The 20,820-nt window shown below is 55.5% G+C and carries 14 protein-coding genes; 8 read left to right on the top strand and 6 right to left on the bottom strand.

Annotation, left to right across the window (positions count from 1 at the left end; all coding sequences use genetic code 11):
- Window positions 1–14 precede the first annotated feature (14 nt).
- Window positions 15–1,256 carry a DUF1559 domain-containing protein gene (locus tag RB_RS11435; protein WP_164921889.1) on the bottom strand — a complete coding sequence of 414 codons (1,242 nt, stop codon included), beginning with the start codon at window positions 1,254–1,256 and terminating at the stop codon, window positions 15–17.
- 219 nt (window positions 1,257–1,475) lie between these two features.
- Here RB_RS11435 and RB_RS11430 point away from each other — a divergent pair, with 219 nt between their 5' ends.
- The 4 genes from RB_RS11430 (at window position 1,476) to RB_RS11415 (ending at window position 9,400) form a co-directional block, all read left to right on the top strand.
- Entirely contained in the window at window positions 1,476–1,871 is a 396-nt protein-coding gene (locus RB_RS11430) for a Dabb family protein (RefSeq protein ID WP_007329772.1), read from the top strand.
- 272 nt (window positions 1,872–2,143) lie between these two features.
- The gene (locus RB_RS11425; RefSeq protein ID WP_007329773.1) at window positions 2,144–3,121 is read left to right on the top strand and encodes a LysR family transcriptional regulator; all 978 of its coding nucleotides are present in this window, start codon (window positions 2,144–2,146) and stop codon (window positions 3,119–3,121) included.
- 68 nt (window positions 3,122–3,189) lie between these two features.
- Window positions 3,190–7,755, top strand: coding sequence for a glutamate synthase large subunit (gltB, locus tag RB_RS11420; RefSeq protein ID WP_011120560.1), 4,566 nt, complete (start codon window positions 3,190–3,192; stop codon window positions 7,753–7,755).
- A gap of 142 nt (window positions 7,756–7,897) precedes the next feature.
- Complete coding sequence (locus RB_RS11415) at window positions 7,898–9,400, top strand: glutamate synthase subunit beta (protein ID WP_007330518.1); 1,503 nt, start codon at window positions 7,898–7,900, stop codon at window positions 9,398–9,400.
- 247 nt (window positions 9,401–9,647) lie between these two features.
- On the opposite strand, the gene RB_RS11410 is transcribed toward RB_RS11415, so the two are convergent.
- Window positions 9,648–10,037: a hypothetical protein gene (locus RB_RS11410; RefSeq protein ID WP_164921888.1), complete on the bottom strand. Its 390-nt coding sequence runs from the start codon at window positions 10,035–10,037 to the stop codon at window positions 9,648–9,650.
- A gap of 160 nt (window positions 10,038–10,197) precedes the next feature.
- Between RB_RS11410 and RB_RS11405 the strand changes: the two genes are divergently transcribed.
- The 4 genes from RB_RS11405 (at window position 10,198) to RB_RS11390 (ending at window position 14,750) form a co-directional block, all read left to right on the top strand.
- On the top strand, window positions 10,198–11,934 hold the full coding sequence (locus RB_RS11405; protein WP_011120556.1) for a B12-binding domain-containing radical SAM protein: 1,737 nt from the start codon (window positions 10,198–10,200) through the stop codon (window positions 11,932–11,934).
- A 149-nt stretch (window positions 11,935–12,083) separates the two neighbouring features.
- The gene (locus RB_RS11400; RefSeq protein WP_231846411.1) at window positions 12,084–13,613 is read left to right on the top strand and encodes a PA14 domain-containing protein; all 1,530 of its coding nucleotides are present in this window, start codon (window positions 12,084–12,086) and stop codon (window positions 13,611–13,613) included.
- Between the two features lie 48 nt (window positions 13,614–13,661).
- Complete coding sequence (locus tag RB_RS11395) at window positions 13,662–14,399, top strand: 3-keto-disaccharide hydrolase (protein ID WP_164921887.1); 738 nt, start codon at window positions 13,662–13,664, stop codon at window positions 14,397–14,399.
- A gap of 81 nt (window positions 14,400–14,480) precedes the next feature.
- A complete protein-coding gene (locus RB_RS11390; RefSeq protein WP_164921251.1) occupies window positions 14,481–14,750 on the top strand; it encodes a hypothetical protein in 270 nt (89 codons plus the stop codon).
- Here the strand turns inward: RB_RS11390 and fliG are convergent.
- The 4 genes from fliG to RB_RS11370 all read right to left on the bottom strand — a co-directional run bounded on the left by fliG (window position 14,747) and on the right by RB_RS11370 (window position 20,707).
- Window positions 14,747–15,754, bottom strand: coding sequence for a flagellar motor switch protein FliG (gene fliG / locus RB_RS11385; protein WP_007326344.1), 1,008 nt, complete (start codon window positions 15,752–15,754; stop codon window positions 14,747–14,749). The genes RB_RS11390 and fliG overlap by 4 nt on opposite strands.
- Window positions 15,755–15,934: 180 nt before the next feature.
- Window positions 15,935–17,563, bottom strand: a complete 1,629-nt coding sequence (locus tag RB_RS11380) for a Na+/H+ antiporter NhaC family protein (protein WP_011120552.1) — start codon at window positions 17,561–17,563, stop codon at window positions 15,935–15,937.
- Window positions 17,564–17,602: 39 nt separating this feature from the next.
- The gene (locus tag RB_RS11375) at window positions 17,603–19,897 is read right to left on the bottom strand and encodes a hypothetical protein (protein WP_164921886.1); all 2,295 of its coding nucleotides are present in this window, start codon (window positions 19,895–19,897) and stop codon (window positions 17,603–17,605) included.
- Between the two features lie 57 nt (window positions 19,898–19,954).
- Window positions 19,955–20,707, bottom strand: coding sequence for a TIM barrel protein (locus RB_RS11370; RefSeq protein WP_011120550.1), 753 nt, complete (start codon window positions 20,705–20,707; stop codon window positions 19,955–19,957).
- Window positions 20,708–20,820 lie beyond the last annotated feature (113 nt).

Here is a 20,820-nt window from a genome sequence, read left to right as displayed (position 1 = left end):
ACTTCGACGTCGCGTTAGAACTCGCCGTTGATGATTTCGCGTGCGGCGCGTGTTCCCAGTGAGCCCCACAAACCATAGGGGCTTTCCGATCCAGCGGCTGTTGGGCTGTCGGTTTGCCCAGACAACGCTTTGCAGTAAACGCATGGGACGCGAGAATTGCCGGCTTCGATGGAGTCGGTGATGAACTTCACCGCGCCATCGGACATGGCGACGTGAACTCCGCCGATGTGATAGCTGCTTGGTGGCGCGATGCCATAGGTATCGGAATGCCCGACCAAGCAGACTTCTGAGTTGGGCCCGAGAATGGTGTTGAATTGCGACTGAAGCGTGTGGAAATCCGCCCACCGCAGGCCGCGTTGTGATACCGGTGCATAAACGCGAGCATCTGCGGTCCAGAAGTTTGGACGTTCGGGATCGATGAACCCGAGGTCAAAACATCGCTTCGGGTTGTTTGCGATTTGAAAGAACCCGCCTTTCGCGTTGGTAAATCCGATCGTGCGGTTATCGCGATCGTCCAAGCCTGTTGCGATTTCACCGATCGCGATGGTGTTGCTGAGACCATCGGTGAAATCCCGAAAACGCATCGACTTGCGAGGCACGAAGGCACCGCGGAGTCCGCATTGAGCGCGTTGCATTGCCAAACGTTCGTTGTATTCCCATCGGTTCGCACTCGTGTTCCAAACCGTCACCCCATGCTCGGCTTCATAAAAGCCATCGCCGGTGCAGGCTGCGTAATTCGTGCGGCCGAGTCCTGGCAATCCAAATCCGGGGTCGCTCGGGCACCGATAGGTTGGGATCTCGGTTGCCCATGGCGGGTATTGGATCGTCCAAGGACGTGGTCCGAAGGCGGGCCAGATATCGCCATCCGCTTCGATCAACGGGTTGCTGATCATTGACCAAATGGATTGTTGTTCAACGTACGGCAGCAAACCAACCAAATAGGTCAGCTCCATTCGTGTGAATCCCGTGCCGTCATTCGCGCTTCCACGACCGGCGGTGTTGTCATTTTCATCGGTTGGTCCGACGCCGTGAATCGGCAACTGGTTGAAAGCCGCGTGGTAGTTGTGCAGCCCCAATCCGATTTGCTTCATGTTGTTGCCGCAGCTCATTCGTCGAGCCGCCTCGCGTGCGGACTGAACCGCTGGAAGAAGCAATGCGACCAAGACACCAATGATGGCGATGACCACCAATAGTTCGACGAGAGTGAACGCGAAGCGTCCTGAGTCGCAGCGTCGAGATGGACGAGAGAGAAGCATGACGGATCCACAAGAAAACGTGGGATGTGATGTCAATGCTTCCATGCATGTGCCGAAGTCGTTTTACGCATGACGTCAGGAGTCAACAAGTAAAAATTTGCAACCCAACAGTGGAAGCACGATCAAGCGTCCTCGCCGTGGCTTGCACGACTAGCTGACCGTCATCGAACACGCGACAATGGGGCTTTCGTCCGTTACCGCTACCATCGAGAGAGTGTCATGCGTTTGTTGTTAGGTTTAGGAATTTGTTGTGTCGCCGCCGCGGTCATGCAGTTGTCAGCAACGGGAGCTGAGGAAGAAGTGTCCAAAAAAATGCTCCGTCACGTGGTGATGTTCGGGTTCAAAGACGCCAGTTCAGAAGCAGACGTCCAAAAGGTCGTCGACGCGTTTCGCAATTTGCCGAATGAAATCCCTGAGATCGCGGATTTCGAATACGGCACCAATAATTCGCCTGAGGGTCTCAACGACGGTCTGACTCATTGCTTTTTGGTGACCTTCAGCAGCGAGAAAGATCGCGAGGCGTACCTGCCGCACCCCGCGCACAAGGCATTTGTTGAAGTGCTGAAGCCTCACCTCGAAAAAGTGGTCGTCATCGATTATTGGGCCGATAAGTAGTCCGGTTGATGACGTTCCAGACCGGTTGATCAGGTTCCACCCGCCCGATTTGGCGGATTTTGTGCTGCCCTTGATCAGGTCTGGAACCAGCCCAAATAATTCAGAAAAGCCCGGCAATTGCGGTCCAAAACAGCTGCCGGGCTTTTTCGTTGACCGAGCGAAACGGCCCGGATCGGCTGAACGCTTGACCAAATTTGCATCCGTGGCTATTCTCCGTCATCAATCCGGCTAAGAGTGGCTGGGTGCATCATAAGGAAATTTAATACAGCAGGTTGTCGTTGCAGTTTCGTACGCTTGAATTGTTCTGTCGTGTCGCAGATCACCGTAGCTTTTCCAAAGCGGCGGTTGATTGCGGATTGACTCAGAGCGCGGTCAGTCAAGCCATCAGCGGATTGGAAGAATCCGTTGGTGCGTGTCTGATTGATCGCTCAAGTCGACCATTGGGTTTGACAGAAGCGGGCGAGATTTATCTGTGCGGCGTCCGCGACGTGATCCGCCAATACAACGAACTGGAACAGCGTGTCCGGTTCCGAGGCGAGCGATTGACCGGCAGTGTCACCGTTGGTGCGATCTATTCGGTCGGTCTGAGCTACATGCCCGAAGCCACCAAGGTTTTCGAGACTCAGCATCCCGACGTCAAAGTTCGAACCGAGTTCGGAAGCAGCCAACGTGTCGTGCAAATGGTGCTTGATGGCGGCGTCGAATTTGGCTTGGTGAGTTTCCCTCGCAGCACAAAAGCCTTGGGCACCATTCCCTGGCAATCCGAGCCGATGCGTTTGGTTTGTTCCGACGACCATCCTTTCGCCAAGCGAACCGAAGTCTCCGCTTCAGAACTGAGTGGCATGGAGATGGTTGGCTTTGAGAGAGGGTTGGTGCTGCGTCAGGCCATCGACCAGTGTTTGAAACGAGCCGGAATCTCGGTTGTGACTCAGATGGAGTTTGACAACGCGGACTCGATGGTGCGTGCCATTCAAGCGAACCGAGGTTTGGGGATCGTTCCCGAAGCGGCGGTCCGACGCGAGACAGCCAACGGGACATTACGCGTGGTCGCTTGTCCCGAAATTCAGATGGTCCGGCCACTCGGGATCATCTTTCGCCGCAGCAGCAAACTCAGTCGCGCGGCAATCGAGTTGGGATCACTTCTTCTGGGGCGGGAGATGGAGCCTGAACTGAGAACCAAATCAGAAGCTGCAAAAGCAGATCGAAAGAAAAATCAAACCAAAGACCGGGCGGTCTCGGTCGTCGCATGATCCGCGACTCAGACTCAAACGCCCCTTCATAGTCCACACATCCCCTCATCCCCCAAGTTGTTTCAGTTATGACCAAGCAACCTTTGTTTCACCTGCCGCCGGCCCAAGGACTGTACGACCCTGAGCACGAGAAGGATGCGTGTGGCGTTGGGTTTGTTGCCCATATCAAAGGGGCACCCAGTCATCAAATCGTGATCGATGCCGACACGATTCTGCAAAATATGGACCACCGCGGTGCGTGCGGATGTGAACCCAACACCGGTGACGGTTCGGGAATCATGTGTGGACTGCCCCATAAGTTTTTGCAAAAGGTTGCCAAAGCAGATCTCGGTGTGGAACTGCCCGAAGAAGGCAAGTTCTCGGCTGGTTTGATCTTCTTGCCAACCGACGAAGCCGAGCGAAAGGTCTGCAAGGACACGATCGCTCGATTGATCGAAGAAACCGGTCAGAAATTGATCGGCTGGCGTGATGTGCCGCAAGAGACGGATGCTGCCGACGTTGGCCCGACCGCTCGTCAAAGCGAACCTGTGATTGAACAGTTGTTCGTCGGTGCCGCAGACGGAATCACCAACGAAGAATTCGAGCGTCAGCTTTACTTGATCCGCAAGCAAGCCAGTCACGAACTGCGCGGCGGTACGAAGATCAAGCAAGCGTTGATGTTCTACGTCTGTTCGTTGTCGACCAAGGTCATCATTTACAAGGGCATGCTCACGCCGGCCCAAGTGATGCCTTACTTCCCCGATCTCCGTGACGAAGATTTCGAGACGCACTTGGCGATGGTCCACAGTCGTTTCTCGACCAACACGTTCCCCAGTTGGGACCGTGCTCAGCCACTTCGTTTCATGAGCCACAACGGCGAAATCAACACGCTTCGCGGCAACGCGAACTGGATGCGTGCTCGTGAAGGCACGGCCGCCAGCGAGATTTATGGCGACGAACTGAAGAAGTTGTTCCCGGTTGTCGAGCCGCACTTGAGCGACTCGGGAACGTTCGACAACGTGCTTGAGTTCTTGTTGATGAACGGCCGCACGCTGCAAGAAGCCATCATGATGATGGTTCCCGAAGCTTGGCAAAAGCACGAAACGATGCCCGAAGAAAAGCGTGCTTTCTACGAGTACTTCAGTTGCATGATGGAACCTTGGGACGGCCCCGCTTCGATCGCTTTCACCGACGGAAAGTGCATTGGCGCAACGCTCGACCGAAACGGATTGCGTCCAAGCCGCTACTACATCACGCACGACGACCGTGTGATCATGGCCAGCGAAGTGGGCGTGTTGCCAGTCGACCCATCGATCGTTCGCGAAAAAGGTCGCTTGCAACCCGGCAAGATGTTCTTGATCGACTTCGAAGCCGGACGTTTGATCCCTGATGAAGAACTCAAGGCCGACTTCGCTCGCAAAAAGCCGTACGGCAAATGGCTCAAGCAACAACGCATTCGCTTGGCCGACTTGCACCCTGAAGCCGAAGGTCACGGGTTCGACGGCGACACCTTGCTGCCACGCATGCAAGCGTTTGGTTACACCGCCGAAACGATGAACTTCATGCTTCGTCCGTTGGTCGAGCAACTGCGTGACCCTGTCGGATCGATGGGCAATGACTCGGCGCTAGCATGTTTGTCCGACAAACCACGGATGATCTATGACTACTTCAAACAACTGTTTGCTCAGGTGACCAACCCCGCAATCGACTCGATTCGCGAAGAAGTCATCATGTCGCTGGAATGCTACATCGGTCCCGAGCAAAACTTGCTTGCCGCAACTCCGGAGCACTGTCACCGGTTGCTGATTGACCATCCGATTTTGACCAACGAAGAAGTCGCCGCCCTCAAGCACGTCGACCATGAACGTTGGCACAGCCGCGTGATCGACACAACGTTCGATCGTTCCGAAGGCAAGGCTGGTCTGACGAAGACTCTGGATCGGATTTGTGCCGAAGCCGAAGCCGCTGTCGACGAAGGTCTGCAAATCATCGTCCTTAGCGACCGCGATGTTTCTCACGATCGTGTGCCCGTCAGCATGCTGTTGGCCACCGGTGCGGTTCACCATCACTTGGTCGCCAAAGCCAAGCGGACTCGTGTGGGGATCGCGGTCGAAACCGGTGAAGCTCGCGAAGTGCATCACCACTGCTTGCTGATCGGTTACGGTGCTGATGCGATCAACCCGTACCTCGCATTCGAAGCGTTGTGGCAGGCACACCGCGACGGACTGATGTCACCCACCTTGGATGATGACAAGATCGTTGCCGCATATCGCAAGGGTGTCGCCAAGGGCATGCTCAAGGTCATGGCCAAGATGGGCATCAGTACCCTGCAAAGCTACAAAGGTGCACAAATCTTCGAAGCCTTGGGGCTCCGCGATGAAGTCATCAAACGCTGCTTCGTTGGCACCGCCAGCCGTATCCAAGGGGTGACGTTCGACGTCATCGCTGAAGAAACGCTGCGTCGTCACAAACTCGGTTTCCCCGACAAGGAATCCGATCGCCTGACTCAGTTGCCAAACCTGGGCGAATTCCACTGGCGTGCTGAAGGTGAAAAGCACGCTTGGAGTCCTCAAGCGATCAGTTCGCTTCAAATCGCTGCTCGCAACAACAATGAAGACGCGTACTGGAAGTTCTCGCACGAAATCAACGAGGACAACCGAACCCGTTGCACACTGCGTGGTTTGCTGGACTTCAAAGAAGGCGTCGGCGGACCGGCGTTGCCGTTGGACGAAGTTCAATCGGCCAAGGACATCGTCAAACGATTCTGCACCGGTGCGATGAGCCTCGGCAGCATCAGCGCCGAATCGCACGAAACGCTCGCCATCGCGATGAACCGTTTGGGCGGCAAGAGCAACACCGGTGAAGGCGGCGAAGATCCAAAACGCTTCCTACCACTGCCCAATGGCGACACCAAGCGATCCGCAATCAAGCAAATCGCATCGGGACGCTTCGGTGTCACGATCGAATACTTGACCAACGCGGATGAGTTGCAAATCAAAGTCTCACAGGGTGCAAAACCTGGCGAAGGCGGCGAGTTGCCCGGCAAGAAAGTCGACAACTACATCGCCAACATTCGCTACAGCACGCCGGGTGTGGGACTGATCAGTCCTCCGCCTCACCACGACATCTATTCGATCGAGGATTTGGCTCAGCTGATTCACGATTTGAAGAACAGCAACCCAGCGGCACGCGTCAGCGTGAAGTTGGTCAGCGAAGTGGGCGTTGGTGTGATTGCATCGGGTGTTGCCAAGGCTCACGCCGACCACATCCTTATCTCCGGTGACACCGGCGGAACGGGGGCATCGCCACTGACCAGCATCAAGCACGCCGGATTGCCGTGGGAACTCGGGATCGCTGAAACACACCAAGTCTTGGTGCTCAACGATTTGCGTAGCCGCGTTGTGTTGCAAACCGATGGTGGTTTGAAAACCGGACGCGACGTCGTCATCGCTGCCTTGCTCGGAGCCGAAGAGTTTGGTTTCTCAACCGCGCCGTTGATCACTCTGGGCTGCATCATGATGCGGAAGTGTCACTTGAACACTTGCCCGGTCGGCATCGCGACTCAAGATCCCGAACTCCGCAAGATGTTCTCGGGCAAACCCGAGCACGTTGTGAACTACTTGTTCATGGTCGCCGAGGAAGCTCGCCGGATCATGGCACGACTTGGCTTCCGCACGATCGACGAAATGGTCGGCCGCAGCGATGTGTTGTCGACCGACGACGCGATCAAGCACTGGAAGAGCGATGGATTGGATTTGACATCGGTCCTCAGCCCCGCGCAGCGTCCTCACGACAAGGTCGAAGTGATCTGCACACGTGGCCAAGATCATGGTTTGGAAAAATCGCTCGACATGACCAAGTTGGTCGCCGAAGCGATGCCTGCGATCGAAAACGGCGAATCCGTTCGCATCACGTCGCCGATCATCAACATCAACCGGACTGTCGGGACGATCTTGTCGCACGAGATCGCGAAACGGCACGGCCAAGCGGGTTTGCCCGACGACACCATCCACATCGATCTAACTGGTTCAGCGGGACAAAGCCTCGGTGCGTTCCTCGCTCACGGTGTCACGATTGAACTGGAAGGCGACGCCAATGACTACGTCGGCAAGGGCTTGTCGGGCGGACGCATCATGGTCTACCCGCCTCGCGAAAGCACCTTCGAAGCTGCCAACGAGATCATCGTCGGCAACGTTTGCTTGTACGGTGCGACCAGCGGCGAAGCTTACTTCAGTGGCCGCGCGGCAGAACGTTTCTGCGTCCGAAACAGTGGTGCTCGCACCGTTGTCGAGGGTGTCGGTGACCACGGTTGTGAATACATGACCGGTGGACGGGTGGTGTGCCTTGGCGAAACCGGACGCAACTTTGCGGCGGGGATGTCAGGTGGGATCGCTTACATCTGGGACCGCAAGGGTGACTTCAACCTTCATTGCAACTTGGCGACCGTTGAGCTGGAAAAGATCGAAGACGAAGCGGAACTCGCGGATGTCAAAGGCATGATCGAAAAGCATCACGAGTACACCAAGAGTGCGTTGGCTGCGGAAGCCTTGGCCGACTTTGACAAGTTTGTATCGCAATGCGTCAAAGTCATGCCGATTGACTACAAACGCGTGCTGGCCGAAATGGCTGCCGAGAAAGACGCGGTCAGCGTCTGAAAATGACGGCGGACATCGCTTGATCAAAAGCGACTGACATCGATCGGGCGAAGCGGTTCGCTTCGCCCGGCACGCGTGGCCTTCGCCGCGAAAACCCACCCCACATCAACCGTACACATCACCCCATTTTGAGGACTCTGCCATGGGCAAGCCCACTGGATTCAAGGAATTCGATCGCGAAAAAGTTGCCTGGCGTCTGCCGGTCATTCGAATCAACGACTACGACGAGATCTACACCGAACCCAAGACCGAGCACCTGCAGCGCCAGGGCGCTCGTTGCATGGACTGCGGTGTTCCATTTTGTCAGTCTGCCACCGGATGTCCGATCGACAACTTGATTCCTGAGTGGAACGACCTGGTTTACAACAACCGTTGGAAGGAAGCGATCGAGCGTCTGCACAAGACCAACAACTTCCCTGAATTCACCGGTCGTGTTTGTCCGGCACCCTGTGAGGGATCGTGCGTGTTGGGAATCACCAACCCGCCCGTGACGATCAAGAACATCGAAAACGCAATCGTCGACCGTGCCTGGGAAGAAGGCTGGATCGTTGCCGAGCCGCCTGAACAACGCACTGGCAAAAAGGTCGCTGTCATCGGCAGCGGGCCTGCTGGTTTGACTGCCGCAGACCAACTGAACAAAGCGGGCCATTTGGTCACCGTCTACGAACGCGCCGATCGCATCGGTGGTTTGTTGCAGTACGGCATTCCCAACATGAAGTTGTCGAAGAAAGCCGTTCAACGTCGCGTCGACAAAATGACCGAAGAAGGTGTGACGTTCAAAACCGGAGTGAATGTCGGCGTAGACGTCTCGCCCAAGGAATTGCAGAGCGAGTTCGATGCTGTGTTGTTGGCTTGTGGTGCGACCAAGCCGCGTGATTTGCCGATCCCGGGCCGCGAAGCCAAGGGCGTTCATTTCGCGATGGACTTCCTCACCTCAAACACAAAGCAGCGGGTTCACAGTGATAATTTGGGAGCCGAATTCATCAGTGCCGAGGGCAAGGATGTGATCGTGATCGGTGGGGGTGACACCGGGACCGACTGCATCGGAACCAGCCTTCGTCATGGTTGTCGCAGCATGGTCAACTTTGAACTGCTGCCCCAACCACCTGCTGAACGCGCCGATGACAACCCGTGGCCTGAATGGCCTCGTATCTTCCGTGTCGATTACGGACATGAAGAAGCCGAAGCGAAGTTTGGCAAGGACCCTCGTGAGTATCAGATCCTCAGCAAAGAGTATCTGGTCGACGACGAAGGTAAGCTGAAAGGCATCAAGACCGTCAATGTCGAATGGACAAAGAATGACGAAGGCGGCTGGCAAATGGCCGAAGTCGAAGGCAGCGAGAAAGAATGGCCTGCCCAACTGATCTTGTTGGCGATGGGTTTCTTGGGACCAGAGCAAACCGTTGCGGAATCGCTCGGCCTCGAGACGGACGCTCGCAGCAACTTCCAAGCAGAACATGGCAAGTACGCGACCAACATCGACGGCGTGTTTGCCGCAGGTGACTGCCGACGTGGTCAAAGCTTGGTGGTTTGGGCGATCAACGAAGGCCGTGGTGCCGCTCGTGCGATCGACATCTTCTTGGAAGGTTCCAGCAACCTACCAGCCCCCGGCCAAACGATGGGCACATCAATGGCCGCCGTCTGAGCCTAGCCAGTTCCAAACAAGACTCCACAAAAGCGACCTTCAATCATTGAGGGTCGCTTTTTTCGTGTCGGTCATCTGTCGCACGTCGCCATCACGCTACATCGCCCCGGACGAGGCCCTCGTCCGTAAAGACCGATTTTGGTTGCAAAAGGGCTTGGCCATGGAGGGCTGCCCGACGGAACAGTTGAGGACAACGGTTCGACTCTGGTGCTTGGACTTCTTTCGCCTCACGCGATTCGGACCAAGCTCACGTCCACCGCCAAACGGTCCACAGGTGGACGGTCATCGCAATGATGAAGAAGACGATCGAGATTGCCGTCGGGATCTCGTAGTAGTACTGCAGTCGTTTGTGATTGCCCCAGTACCATCGGAAGTGAATGAACAGCCCGATGCAGATCAGCAACACTCCAAACGTGATCGCGGGCGTGCCGATGTATTCTCTCCAGAACATCGGGGACATTTGCCCGCCGCGGGAAAGGTTGATCGTGGTCGCTCGCTGGAGAAGGCAGCATCGCAGTCCATAAAAGCAAACCACCGCCGCTGCACCGATTCCCACGACCCGCCGTGCGATGGGACCGCCATCGGGACCGTCAGACAGTCGGTCGGCCAAATCGATGATCCAGTCGTGCTGATACATGGTCGTTGGTCGGGAAGCGAGGAGTGCTCGTGAAGGTGCATTCTGTGTCAGGTTGATTCCAACGACGGTTGGGGCGCGGAGTAGACCCTTGCACAGGCGTGTTCCAAAGAAAGTGATTCGCACCCCCTGATGGTGGGTTCTGCGGTATGCTGATGTTCGGTTGGCAACTCACGCAAAACTCACAGGTGCGAATATGTCACGGATCGCGATCATCAACCCCGCCTTTGAAGTTTCGTATTGGGGGCTGGAGTATTCGCAGCCTTTGTTTGGCAAGAAGGCAAACATGCCCGTGGCAAGTCTTCCGTTGCTGGCCGCGCTGACACCGCCGGAGCATGAAGTCGTTCTGTTTGACGAGAATGTCGAGCCACTGGATTTTGACGAGCTTCAAACGTTCGATCTCATCGCGATGACGGGCATGAGCGTTCAGCGTTTCCGAATGGATTCGATCGTCACCGAGTTGAAGGATCGTGGTTGCTTTGTTGTCATCGGTGGACCATGGGTAACGGTCGAAGAGGACTACTTCGGCGATCGGGTGGACGTCGTCTTTATCGGTGAAGCAGAAGTCACTTGGCCGCGTTTCCTAAGAGAGTGGCAGGAAGGTGATTGCGGCCAGCGGTATGAACAAACCGACAAGACGGAGATGACGACGGTCCCCACACCACGTCACGATCTGCTGAAGAACAAGCATTACCTCGTCGGCAGCCTTCAGATCTCTCGCGGATGTCCGTTTCAATGCGAGTTCTGTGACATCATCGTCACGTTTGGTCGTCGCCCTCGCATCAAACAAGCGTCGCAAGTGACCGCCGAACTGGACAGCTTGCTTACCCAAGGGATGCATATCGTTTTTATCGTGGACGACAATCTCATCGGAAACAAGAAGGCGATCAAACCGGTTCTCCGCGAAGTCGCGGCTTGGCAACAACGCCACGGTTATCCCATCGTGTTCAGCACCGAAGCGTCTTTGGATTTGTGCGAAGATGATGAACTGATGGAGTTGATGGCGGAAGCCAACATTCAATCCGTGTTCATCGGATTGGAAAGCCCGGACGAGGAATCACTGAAAGAAACCAAGAAGTATCAAAACGTCCGCAGTCGCGGCGGCACGATGCTGGAAAAGGTTCATCGCATCCAGGACTTCGGAATGGAAGTTTGGTGCGGATTGATCGTTGGTTTTGACAACGACACGTCGGCGATTTTCGAGACTCAGCAAAAGTTTTTAAAGGATTCGCGGATCGCACACGCCATGGTTGGACTCCTGCACGCGATTCCCAAAACGCCGCTGCATGCTCGGCTATTGGAAGAGGGGCGTTTGGACCTTGCCGACGAGCATCACTTTGGCACCAACGTCATTCCCAAGAGTATGACGCGAGACGAGTTGCTTCGCGGGTACTTGGAAACGATGCGAAACGCATACGAACCGGATGTCTACTTCGATCGTTTGGACCAATTGTTCGTTCGCGATCGATTTCAGTTTCGTGCGTTGAACACAAGCTATTTCGAAAAGCATCGGTGGCAGCGTCGCAAGCAACGTGCCATCTTCACAGTCGGCTTCGTCGCCATGTTCATCAGGTTGATGTGGAAGGTCCCTGATGCCGAATTGCGCCGGACTTACCGGCGTCAGATCTTGGCGGCGGTCCGCAGGAGGTTCGCGACTCCAGAGATCTATTTCTTCTACGTGCTCAAGTGCGCGATGCACTACCATCACCACCGCATGACCACCGAGATGATCGACGATCCGTCCAAGTTCGTATCGACCTATGGAAAAGCGATGCGTTCCGACCAACCCGCCGCGGTGAAGTCAGACTGCGGTTCGGCGGCTGAATTGGAGCACACCGAGAGGCCTATCGCGGTGGCGTCACCCAGTTTGCCCGTCGTTGAGACGACAACGTCCACCTGAGAATCCGGGTGTCGGCGTTTCGTTTGCTTCGCCGTTCCATCTTTGTGAAGCGGTACTGTGTGGGGTGCGATCATGGTGGATCGCGAGTCGTTGGAAATATCGGTAGGTTGTTGCTTTTGATTCTTACCGACCTGCGCCGCGAAAAACTAATGCGACTTTTTTCGATCGTTTTCTGTGCATCTTTGATCTGGCCAACGTTTTCGCAATCGGTCTTGGCTGACGAGCCAACGAGACTCGACCCGCGATCTCCACGCTGGTCTCCGTTGGTGGATGTCATCGACAAGGTGGAGCCCGCGGTGGTCGGATTGTTTTTAAGGGACGAGAAGTCTGGCGGTTTTAATTCGGGCAGTGGAACCATCATTGAATCGTCCGGGTATGTGCTAACCAATGACCACGTACTGTCGAGTGACACCGGCTACGCGGTGCTGGGCAAGGTTGCGGGCAAATTTGAAGTTGTCGGCAGAATGCCCGAAAAGGACATGGCCATCGTTCGCCTATTGCACGTGAAGGGACACTTGCCAATCGTTCCACTGGGACGCAGCAACGATGTCCACAATGGCGAAGCGGTCGTCGTGGCTGGAAACCCCGGTGGTCGCGGAATCACAATCACATCGGGAATCGTCAGTTCCAAGAAGACATACCTGGACATGCCAAACGCATTGATTGCGACGAATTACAACTTGCTCGCTCGAGATGACTACTTGCGGTTCGACGCTGCAAGCAACCGTGGCAACTCGGGCGGTCCGTTGGTGAATATGGAAGGCAAGATCATCGGGATCGTATCCCGCGTGAACCCGGAAGAACAAAACGCAGGATTTGCCATTCCAATCGACCGCGTTCGCAAGTTGATTGTTCGTATCGTTGAACCGGAACTACGACACGATCGGTGGGTGGGCGTCTCGCTCAATCCACTTGCCGAAGCGGCCGTTGTTGCCGCGGTTGAAGAAGGTTCGCCAGCCGCGGAAGCTGGGATACTCGCCGGCGATGTGATTGAGATGGTGGCGGGGACTCGTGTTCGCAATGCGGCTCAATACACGTTGGCTTTGGATCGAGTGCTCAGAGAATCAGAAGAGGTTGAGTTGCTGGCGAGCAGACGCGGATCAGCGATACCGGTTTCGATGCAGACCATTCCGGTACCTCGGTTGAAAGGTGTCGAAGTGGAAACCCTCGAACCGGGGCTGGACTACCGCATGTATTTGGGGAAGTTCAAAAAGTTGCCCGAGTTCGAAACGATGGAAGTTGAGAGAACAGGGCAAGTCGATTCGCTGAACTTGGAAGAGATTCAGGGTGATCAGCGCGACGATTTTGCTTTATCGATCAACGCGATGTTTCGCGTGCCGGAAGAGGGTTTGTATCGATTTCAAATCACCTCCGACGATGGCAGTCGAGTCTTCCTCCACGACAAACTTTTCTTGGACCACGATGGCAACCATCCGCCGATGACGGTCAGCCGATTGGTGCGAGCCGGCGCGGGTTTGCATCCGATACGCATCGATTATTTCGAAGGCGGAGGCGCACAAACACTGACGGCGGCGCTGACCCGGCTCGACGTCGCAGGGGACGACGACGGCGATGATTCCGCATCGGAAACGATACAAACTCCGATCGAATTGCAGTTCTTTCGCGTGCCGGCGGAAGACTCTGTATCGAAACCCACATCGGACGCTGTTAGCGAGTAAAATCTTCGCCAGCTGTTCTGTTTGGCAGCTCGGCGGATATTCCCGCCAATGTCCCCACCCCACTTTCCCACCTGCGAATTGCTGATGAAAACGTATATCTTTGCTGCTGTCACCCTGTGTGTTTCGACACTTTTGGCTAATTCACACGCCGCAAAGGCGGATGACACCGCTGCTCCCACCGGAAAGTGGGAAACACTGTTTGACGGCAGTAATCTGGATGCCTGGCGTGAATACAACCGTGATTCGGTGACGAGCGGTTGGAAGATCGAGGGCAATGCTCTGACTTGCATTTCACACAAGGATCAGGGCGATGCCGCTCGTGGTGAAAACCTGATCACGAAAGAAAAGTTTGACGCTTTTGAGTTGGAACTTGATTTCAAAGTGACACCCGCAGCCAACAGCGGCGTGATGTTTCATGTGGTCGAAACCAAGAAGCCGCCTTACTACACCGGGCCTGAAATTCAGATCCAAGATCACAAAGGTGGACACGATCCGCAAAAGTGCGGATGGCTGTACCAGCTGTATCCATCCGAAACTGACTCGACCAAACCGGCCGGTGAATGGAATCACTTGCGAGTGTTGATCACTCCCGCGAAGTGTCAAATCGAGGTCAACGGCGTGTTGTACAGCGAGTTCGTCAAAGGCAGCGATGACTGGAACGAGCGAGTTGCCAAATCCAAGTTCGGCAAATGGGAAGGTTTCGGTGAACCGACCAACGGACACATCTGTTTGCAGGATCACAACGATGAAGTTTCGTATCGAAACATTCGGATTCGTCGACTGTAGGTCGTCGCATGATGCGAGCGTACAACGCTACTCTGTTGTGAAACGAATCGCGTGAAACTTAATGGGGCAAAGGGAAGGGCCATGGTGAAGCCCTCCCTGCCTCACCATGGCCCTATCATTGCTGGAACGATATGGCACCGATCGTTCCACCCTCCCAATCCATGGTACAAGGAGTATCGGACCGCATCGGTCAAATGCTTCAACCGTTTTGGTGAGGTGAACCCGTTTTTTCTGACGGGGCGCAGCATCCCGGGGGAAAGCAACCGTTTTGTATCAAGGCAAAATGGGCTTGCCGCGAAGGAAAGCCCGGTTCTGAGCGAGCTTTCCGGCATGATTGAGCCGGAGCGTTAGGTAACGTACTCTTCTTCGGCTTCGCCGGTTGGGCGTGAGATTTCGCCGGTGTCTTCGAGATGTCGGACGATATCGACGATCTTTTGTTGGACGGCTTCGACTTCGCTGATCCGAACGCTGCCCAGATAGCCCATTTCTTCCTGCAAGTTCTCGGCTGCGCGTGAACTCATGTTTCGCAGCACTTTCTGCTGCAAAGCTTCGCTGGCACCCTTCAATGCCATCGCCCACTGAGCGGTTTCGACATTCTTCAGCAACGCTTGGATGTCGCGGTCGCCCAGCTTGGAAATGTCTTCGAAGACAAACATCAATCGTCGGATGTCTTCTGACAACTCCGGATCTTCACGACCCAGAGATTCCATGATGGTCCGTTCGATTGCACGTTCGACCACGTTGAGGATCTCAGCGACGCTTTCGACACCACCAGTGTTGCTGTGTTGCTGGTTGACCATGTTGCTGAGGCGAAGTTCCAACCCACGTTCCAGTTCAGAAACTGCCGTCGGACTGGTGCGGCCGATCGATGCGATACGGCGAATGACTTCTAGCTGTTTCACGGGGTCTAGCCCCGCAAGCACTTCCGCCGCATAGGACGACGGCACGTGAGACAGCAACAAGGCGATCGTTTGCGGGTGTTCTTCGCCGATAAACTGCAGCAGCGTCTGTGTATCGACCTTTTTGACGAAGCCAAAAGGCATCGCTTCGATCGTTTGCTGAAGATTGCCGATCAGTTCGCCGGCGTCTCGCCCAAGGGCTTCTTTGATCAGTTCCTTGGCTCGTTCCAATCCACCCGGGCTGGCGTAGATTGAGCTCGCTTTGCTGGTCAAAAACTCAGCGATCACGACTTCTTGTTCGTCACCACCAACCGAGTCGATTTGGGCGATTTTGATGCTGATCGTTTCGATCAATCGCGGCGGAAGTTGACCGAGGACCTTTGCCGCGACCTTCGTGGGAAGGCTCATCAGCAAGATTGCCGCTTTCGTCAATCCGCGATCGTCAGCAATACCCATGGTCGACGAACTATTCACTTCGTTGAGAAACCTGCCACGCAAATGAGAGGAAGCGCTATACGAGTGAGCACTTCACTACTCTTTCATCGGCAATCCAACGGGCAGGCTCAATCGAACGCCGAAGAGGGAGGCGTCGTGCCAAATTAGGATCGGGATATCTGGCAGAACCAGCAAACTCGACTAGGGTGCTGCGGTTTGGGGAGGTTTGCCGAGCACGCGAACGATCAACCAGAGCACTGCGGCGGAGACCAGTAAACTGATCCAAGGTGAAATGCCCCACGATGCCGGTAGCGTTCCAAACAAAATGCAGGTGACGCCGACTACCAACGCGTAAGGCATTTGCGTTCGCACGTGCAGCACGTGATTGCAGTCACAAGCACGACTGGACAGCACCGTTGTGTCAGATAGCGGTGAACAGTGATCGCCAAAGATGGCACCGGCAAGCACGCTGCTGAACGTCGCTAGACAGATTGGCGACATGGCGAGGGAAGCCGTCGTGGTTGATTGCAACCCCGCCATCGCCACCGTATCCGATGCTGCCAACGCGGCTTCTTGCAAGTTGACGGACAAGGCAACAGACAGTGGAGTTAAAATCGCCATCGTGCCCCAACTGGTTCCGGTGGAAAAGGCGATGAACGCCGCCAGCAGGAACACGCACGTGGGGAGCCATTCCACGGGAAGACGTGTGTCCAGAATGGATGCAAGATAACCGCCGGTGTTGAGTTGTTCCGTCGCGGTGAGTGAGGAAAGCCCCCACGCCAACCAAAGCACTGCCATCGCCGGCAGCATTTGAAACATGCCTTGCGCGGTGCCCATCGCGACCAGTTCCCATGACACTTTGCTCAGCAGCATTGCAAGTGTTCCGGCGACGATGAGGCCCGCGGCGCCACCGGCAACAAGCGCCAAGTAAGAGTTGCCATTGCCAATAACGTGGCCAAAGGTTTGCCAGGTCGACATCTCGCCTTCGATGGGAGTTTGCAATCCGGTCCAGACGAGCACTCCGCTGATGACGATCAAGCAAATCACAATTGGCATGACCGCCGCGAAGGTGTCTCGCCAGGATGTCGAAGATGTCCAGCGGTAAGGATGGATTGGCTTGCGAGAGGCGGTGTTTTCTTCCGCCCACATCGGACCGAAATCTCTTCCCGATCGGGCGATGACGAAGACAAACCACAACGCCAAAAGCGGATAGAAGCGATAGGGAAGGCTATGCAAGAAAACCGAGAATGTCATGTTCGTCGTTTCGATCCCCGCGTCGGTCAATCCAGTCTGCAGGTAACTCAGTTCGGTCGCGACCCATGTGCTCACGAGGGTTAGGCCAGCAACAGGAGCAGCGGTGGAGTCAACCAAATAAGCCAGCTTGGCTCTCGATATGCCATAGCGTTCCGCCGTGGTCCGCATGGTGCCACCAACTAGCAACGTGTTGGCGTAGTCATCAAAGAATATCAGCAAGCCGGTGAAGCCAATCAATGTTTGACCGCCTCGGCGAGTTGACACACGGCGGGTCCACCCGGAGATCATCCGTGCCATGCTTCCCGCTGATTCCAAAACACCCACCATTCCGCCGAGAAGCAATGTGAAGGCGAGAACGTGAAGGTGGTCCCAATCGCGAACGGATTGATCGATCGTGAAGAAGAACTGCTTCGACGATTGAATGAGTGTGCTAGCTACGCCACCGTCTTCTTTGGAAGCCAGCAACCAAGTGCCGACGAAAATGCCGATCGCGAGAGGAAACAGGACTCGGCGAGTGAGCAGGGCCAGGATGATCGCGACGGCGGGCGGCAAGAGTGATTCGATGCCGTCGGTCATGGCGGTCTCCGTCGAAGGATTTCAGGGCGGCTGAGTCGGCTATCGCAATCGAGATAAACGAACCGGCGCAGACAAGCTTTGAGCGGCAGCGGCTTCCGACAGGCTGGCCGTCACATAACTTGGAAGCAACTCGCTGATTTCTGATCGATCGTTTGCAAACGATTCCAAGCCGTCTAGCAGTTCCAAGGCGTGCAAACGAATGGAAGCGGCGTCGCGGCCATCATAGCGGCTCGCGATTTTTGACCAACGTACACCGAGTTTGCCTCGTGCTTCTGCGGCCTCGCCGTCGGACAAGTTATCTGAATCTTCTCGCCACAGCATCTCGGCTTTCGCCAACGATGCCAATCGAGAATCCGAGGCTTTGCACATCAATGGAACTCCGTCGTCCCAGCGTCGTAGTTGCAAACAAAGGGTGCGACCCAAAACGCCGGCCGACGTTTCGGATTGTCTCATGCGATCCAGTTCCATCTCGGTGGGCATCGTTTTGATGGAAGCCAGCAGATCGTTCAGCTCGTTTTGCGATTGCTCGTCCGTTGCGAATGGGACCAGCTTCTCCACGTCAAATCCAAACGAAGCGCACCACTGATTCTTGTTGTTCAGGATCAATTGATCCAGCAACGCGTTGGCCTGAAGCAGCAAATGATTGAGGTGGTCAGTGGTCGATATCGTTTGTCGACAATCCCGCCAACTTTCAACGAGCTTACGCACGACCGGATCGGACCAGGGCTCCTGAGACGCTTCGGAGACGGTTTCTGACGAGGGTGTCGTTGCGATGGCGGTGTGGGCGACTAGATCTTGGGCACGGCGGTGCGTTGTTTCAAATGGCTCGACCAACCAACTGGCACGCAAACTCAAGTGCATGGCCGCGAGGTGCTCCAGAGAACCGTTGCCCGCGAGTTCCGCAATCAATTCCCACTGATCAATCAAGCCAGCCGCCTCGGTCAGTCGAAACCGCCGAGTCGCCCGTTCTGTTTCGTCCCACAATTCCTGGGTTGCTTCGCTGATCTCAATCTCTGTGAACCGCGCCTTCTCGGGTTCGGGCGTGGGTGTCACGGGAGCACCGGCTACGTCTTCCGGAATGTCGACATTGTTGGTCGCTTCGAGCGTTTCCGCCATCGCCATCTCGGTAACAGCCGGAGTCTCCGCAACCGATTCCGCTGCATCGTCCGTGTCATCAGTCATTTCGGATGCGAGTTCAGCGACCGCAGGGCCGCTGGGAGTCATCGGTTCAACCGCGTCATCGCGAGTGGTCTCGGCAAGCTCTGTATCAACGTTTGGTTCGGGTTGATTTTCTGTCGTTTCAACGTCAGGAGCCACCGCAATCATTTGCTCGGGTGGTGCGGTGGCATCGGGAAACTCGTCCGGCGTATCGACGTCTTTCAGTTCTTCAGTGGTTGGCACGTCCAACTGCGTCGTAGGAAGTTCGACAGGAACGGAACCGATTGGCTCTGCTGGTTGCGTGGCCAAGGTGGACTGATTGGCTTTTCGAGCTCCCAACCAATACGCCAAATAGAACGTCGCAGACAGGCAAAGGATCGAAAGCCCCACCAGTGTCCGAACTTCCGTCATCCATCGTTTCCATGCGCCGCGATGAGAACGCATCTCTTCGAGAACCAGTTCGTTTTCATTGCGCGGCGGCAAATCTTCTAGCAACGAACGTTCGACGGAGGGCTGAACCCAGTGCGATGTTTCATCCGCGGTCATTGCGATCGTTTGTGCATCGCTGGCATCAATCACCACGTCAGCCAATCGGTTGCCCGAATTGGGAGGCTGGCCAGGAATCAGCACATTGTCTTGGATCGGCGATGCCTGGTCGTTCGCCGCAAAGATCGTTTCTTGTGAAAACGATGTGTGCGACACGCTTTCCATTTCGAATGGAAGGATGCGGCCGAGTTGAACTTGTTGATGTCGGTCGATTCGATAACGCGGGTCCATCACTCGGTAGGCCGATGTGATGACTCGTGCTAAGTGGCATTCATTGATTGTCGACGGTTTGCTGACCTGAACCGATGCGAGAGCACCGGCACTACGTTTGGTTGCGGTGCGGATGATGTGCAACCGGCTTTCAAACGTCCGCAAACCCAGGGTCGCGAAATGTAGGTCGTCGAGAAGGTCGTTTGCTGCGACCGGATTCGGATGGCAATGACGGACTTGGTCAAAGATTGAATCGCTTGCTCGATTGTCCCCGTGATCGTCTGAATCGTCCGATTCCGCAGTTGGCAACCCCGGTCGGGTCAATGCGTCACCCTCCGCCGCGTCGCGGTCCGATTCCGGAATCGCGTCGTCGATCGAAGCATCGATCGGTCGGTCGTTGGGGGGAGTGTTTTCGGACATGTTCGAAAATGCGTACCGAAGATCGATTGGGAACGTTCGGCGGCGGGAGTCCAAGAATCAGGTATTACACAACGTGAAGGCTTGGCTGAGAGAGGCGATCGGGTCCGGGTGCGTGGGAATGAATTCTTGGGCGAGGTAGCCAGTATAACCGGTCTCGCGAATCGCCCTGATGATAGGTGGATAGTTGATTTCCTGGTTAAAATCCAGCTCTCCGCGGCCCGGATTGCCGGCGGTGTGATAATGCCCCACAAATTCGTGATAGCGGCGTAGATGACGGATCACGTCCCCATGCATGATTTGCACGTGGTAGATGTCGAACAGCAGTTTCATTGCCGGTGAATCGACCGCTCGGATCAAATCCACGCACCGATGAATGTCGTCGCCCCAGTACCCGGGGTGACCTTTCATCGGATGGGAATCGTCCACGCTATTAAGATGTTCCAACACGATTTGAATGCCATTTTGCTCCGCGTAGGGAGTCACCCTCTTCCAACAGTCCACGCAATTCTGAAATGCGGCTTCGTCCGTGATTCCCGGTGTTTGCATGCCAGTGAATGTGATGACCGATGGCGCACCGTACTTCACGGCCAGGTCGATTCCCTTGCGAAGCGATTCTTCGACGGCTTTGTGGTTGGCCGGATCAAGAGGGCCTTTTTGAAAACCGTGGCTACCAACGAGTGAAATCTCCAGACCCATTTCTTTGATCGCTGGGTAGTGTTCGGCGCCCACGCCTTCCAACGCGACGTAGCCGATCTTCTTTGCTTCGGCGGCCAATGTCATCACCGGCATTGGCTTGAAACACCAACCCATGATGGATTGCCGAATGGACCCATTCGGTTGGTCGGAATCGATGGCCTGTGATCCGTCTGCGTTACCCGTTGTTCTCGAAGGCGTCTGGGTCTTCGAATTCGGCCGGGTTCTTG

This window comes from Rhodopirellula baltica SH 1 (assembly GCF_000196115.1).
Lineage (GTDB): Bacteria > Planctomycetota > Planctomycetia > Pirellulales > Pirellulaceae > Rhodopirellula > Rhodopirellula baltica.
The sequence above is the reverse complement of the archived record's forward strand: the minus strand, read 5'-3'. Positions and strand labels throughout refer to the sequence as shown.

Bases quoted from the DNA above. Each gene is read 5' to 3' on its own strand.
- RB_RS11415 (WP_007330518.1), top strand. From the start codon at position 7,898: ATGGGCAAGCCCACTGGATTCAAGGAATTCGATCGCGAAAAAGTTGCC.
- RB_RS11370 (WP_011120550.1), bottom strand. From the start codon at position 20,707: ATGGGTTGGTGTTTCAAGCCAATGCCGGTGATGACATTGGCCGCCGAA.
- RB_RS11410 (WP_164921888.1), bottom strand. From the start codon at position 10,037: ATGTATCAGCACGACTGGATCATCGATTTGGCCGACCGACTGTCTGAC.
- RB_RS11430 (WP_007329772.1), top strand. From the start codon at position 1,476: ATGCGTTTGTTGTTAGGTTTAGGAATTTGTTGTGTCGCCGCCGCGGTC.
- RB_RS11380 (WP_011120552.1), bottom strand. From the start codon at position 17,563: ATGACCGACGGCATCGAATCACTCTTGCCGCCCGCCGTCGCGATCATC.
- RB_RS11375 (WP_164921886.1), bottom strand. From the start codon at position 19,897: ATGTCCGAAAACACTCCCCCCAACGACCGACCGATCGATGCTTCGATC.
- RB_RS11390 (WP_164921251.1), top strand. From the start codon at position 14,481: ATGGTGAAGCCCTCCCTGCCTCACCATGGCCCTATCATTGCTGGAACG.
- fliG (WP_007326344.1), bottom strand. From the start codon at position 15,754: ATGGGTATTGCTGACGATCGCGGATTGACGAAAGCGGCAATCTTGCTG.
- gltB (WP_011120560.1), top strand. From the start codon at position 3,190: ATGACCAAGCAACCTTTGTTTCACCTGCCGCCGGCCCAAGGACTGTAC.
- RB_RS11395 (WP_164921887.1), top strand. From the start codon at position 13,662: ATGTCCCCACCCCACTTTCCCACCTGCGAATTGCTGATGAAAACGTAT.
- RB_RS11400 (WP_231846411.1), top strand. From the start codon at position 12,084: ATGCGACTTTTTTCGATCGTTTTCTGTGCATCTTTGATCTGGCCAACG.
- RB_RS11435 (WP_164921889.1), bottom strand. From the start codon at position 1,256: ATGCTTCTCTCTCGTCCATCTCGACGCTGCGACTCAGGACGCTTCGCG.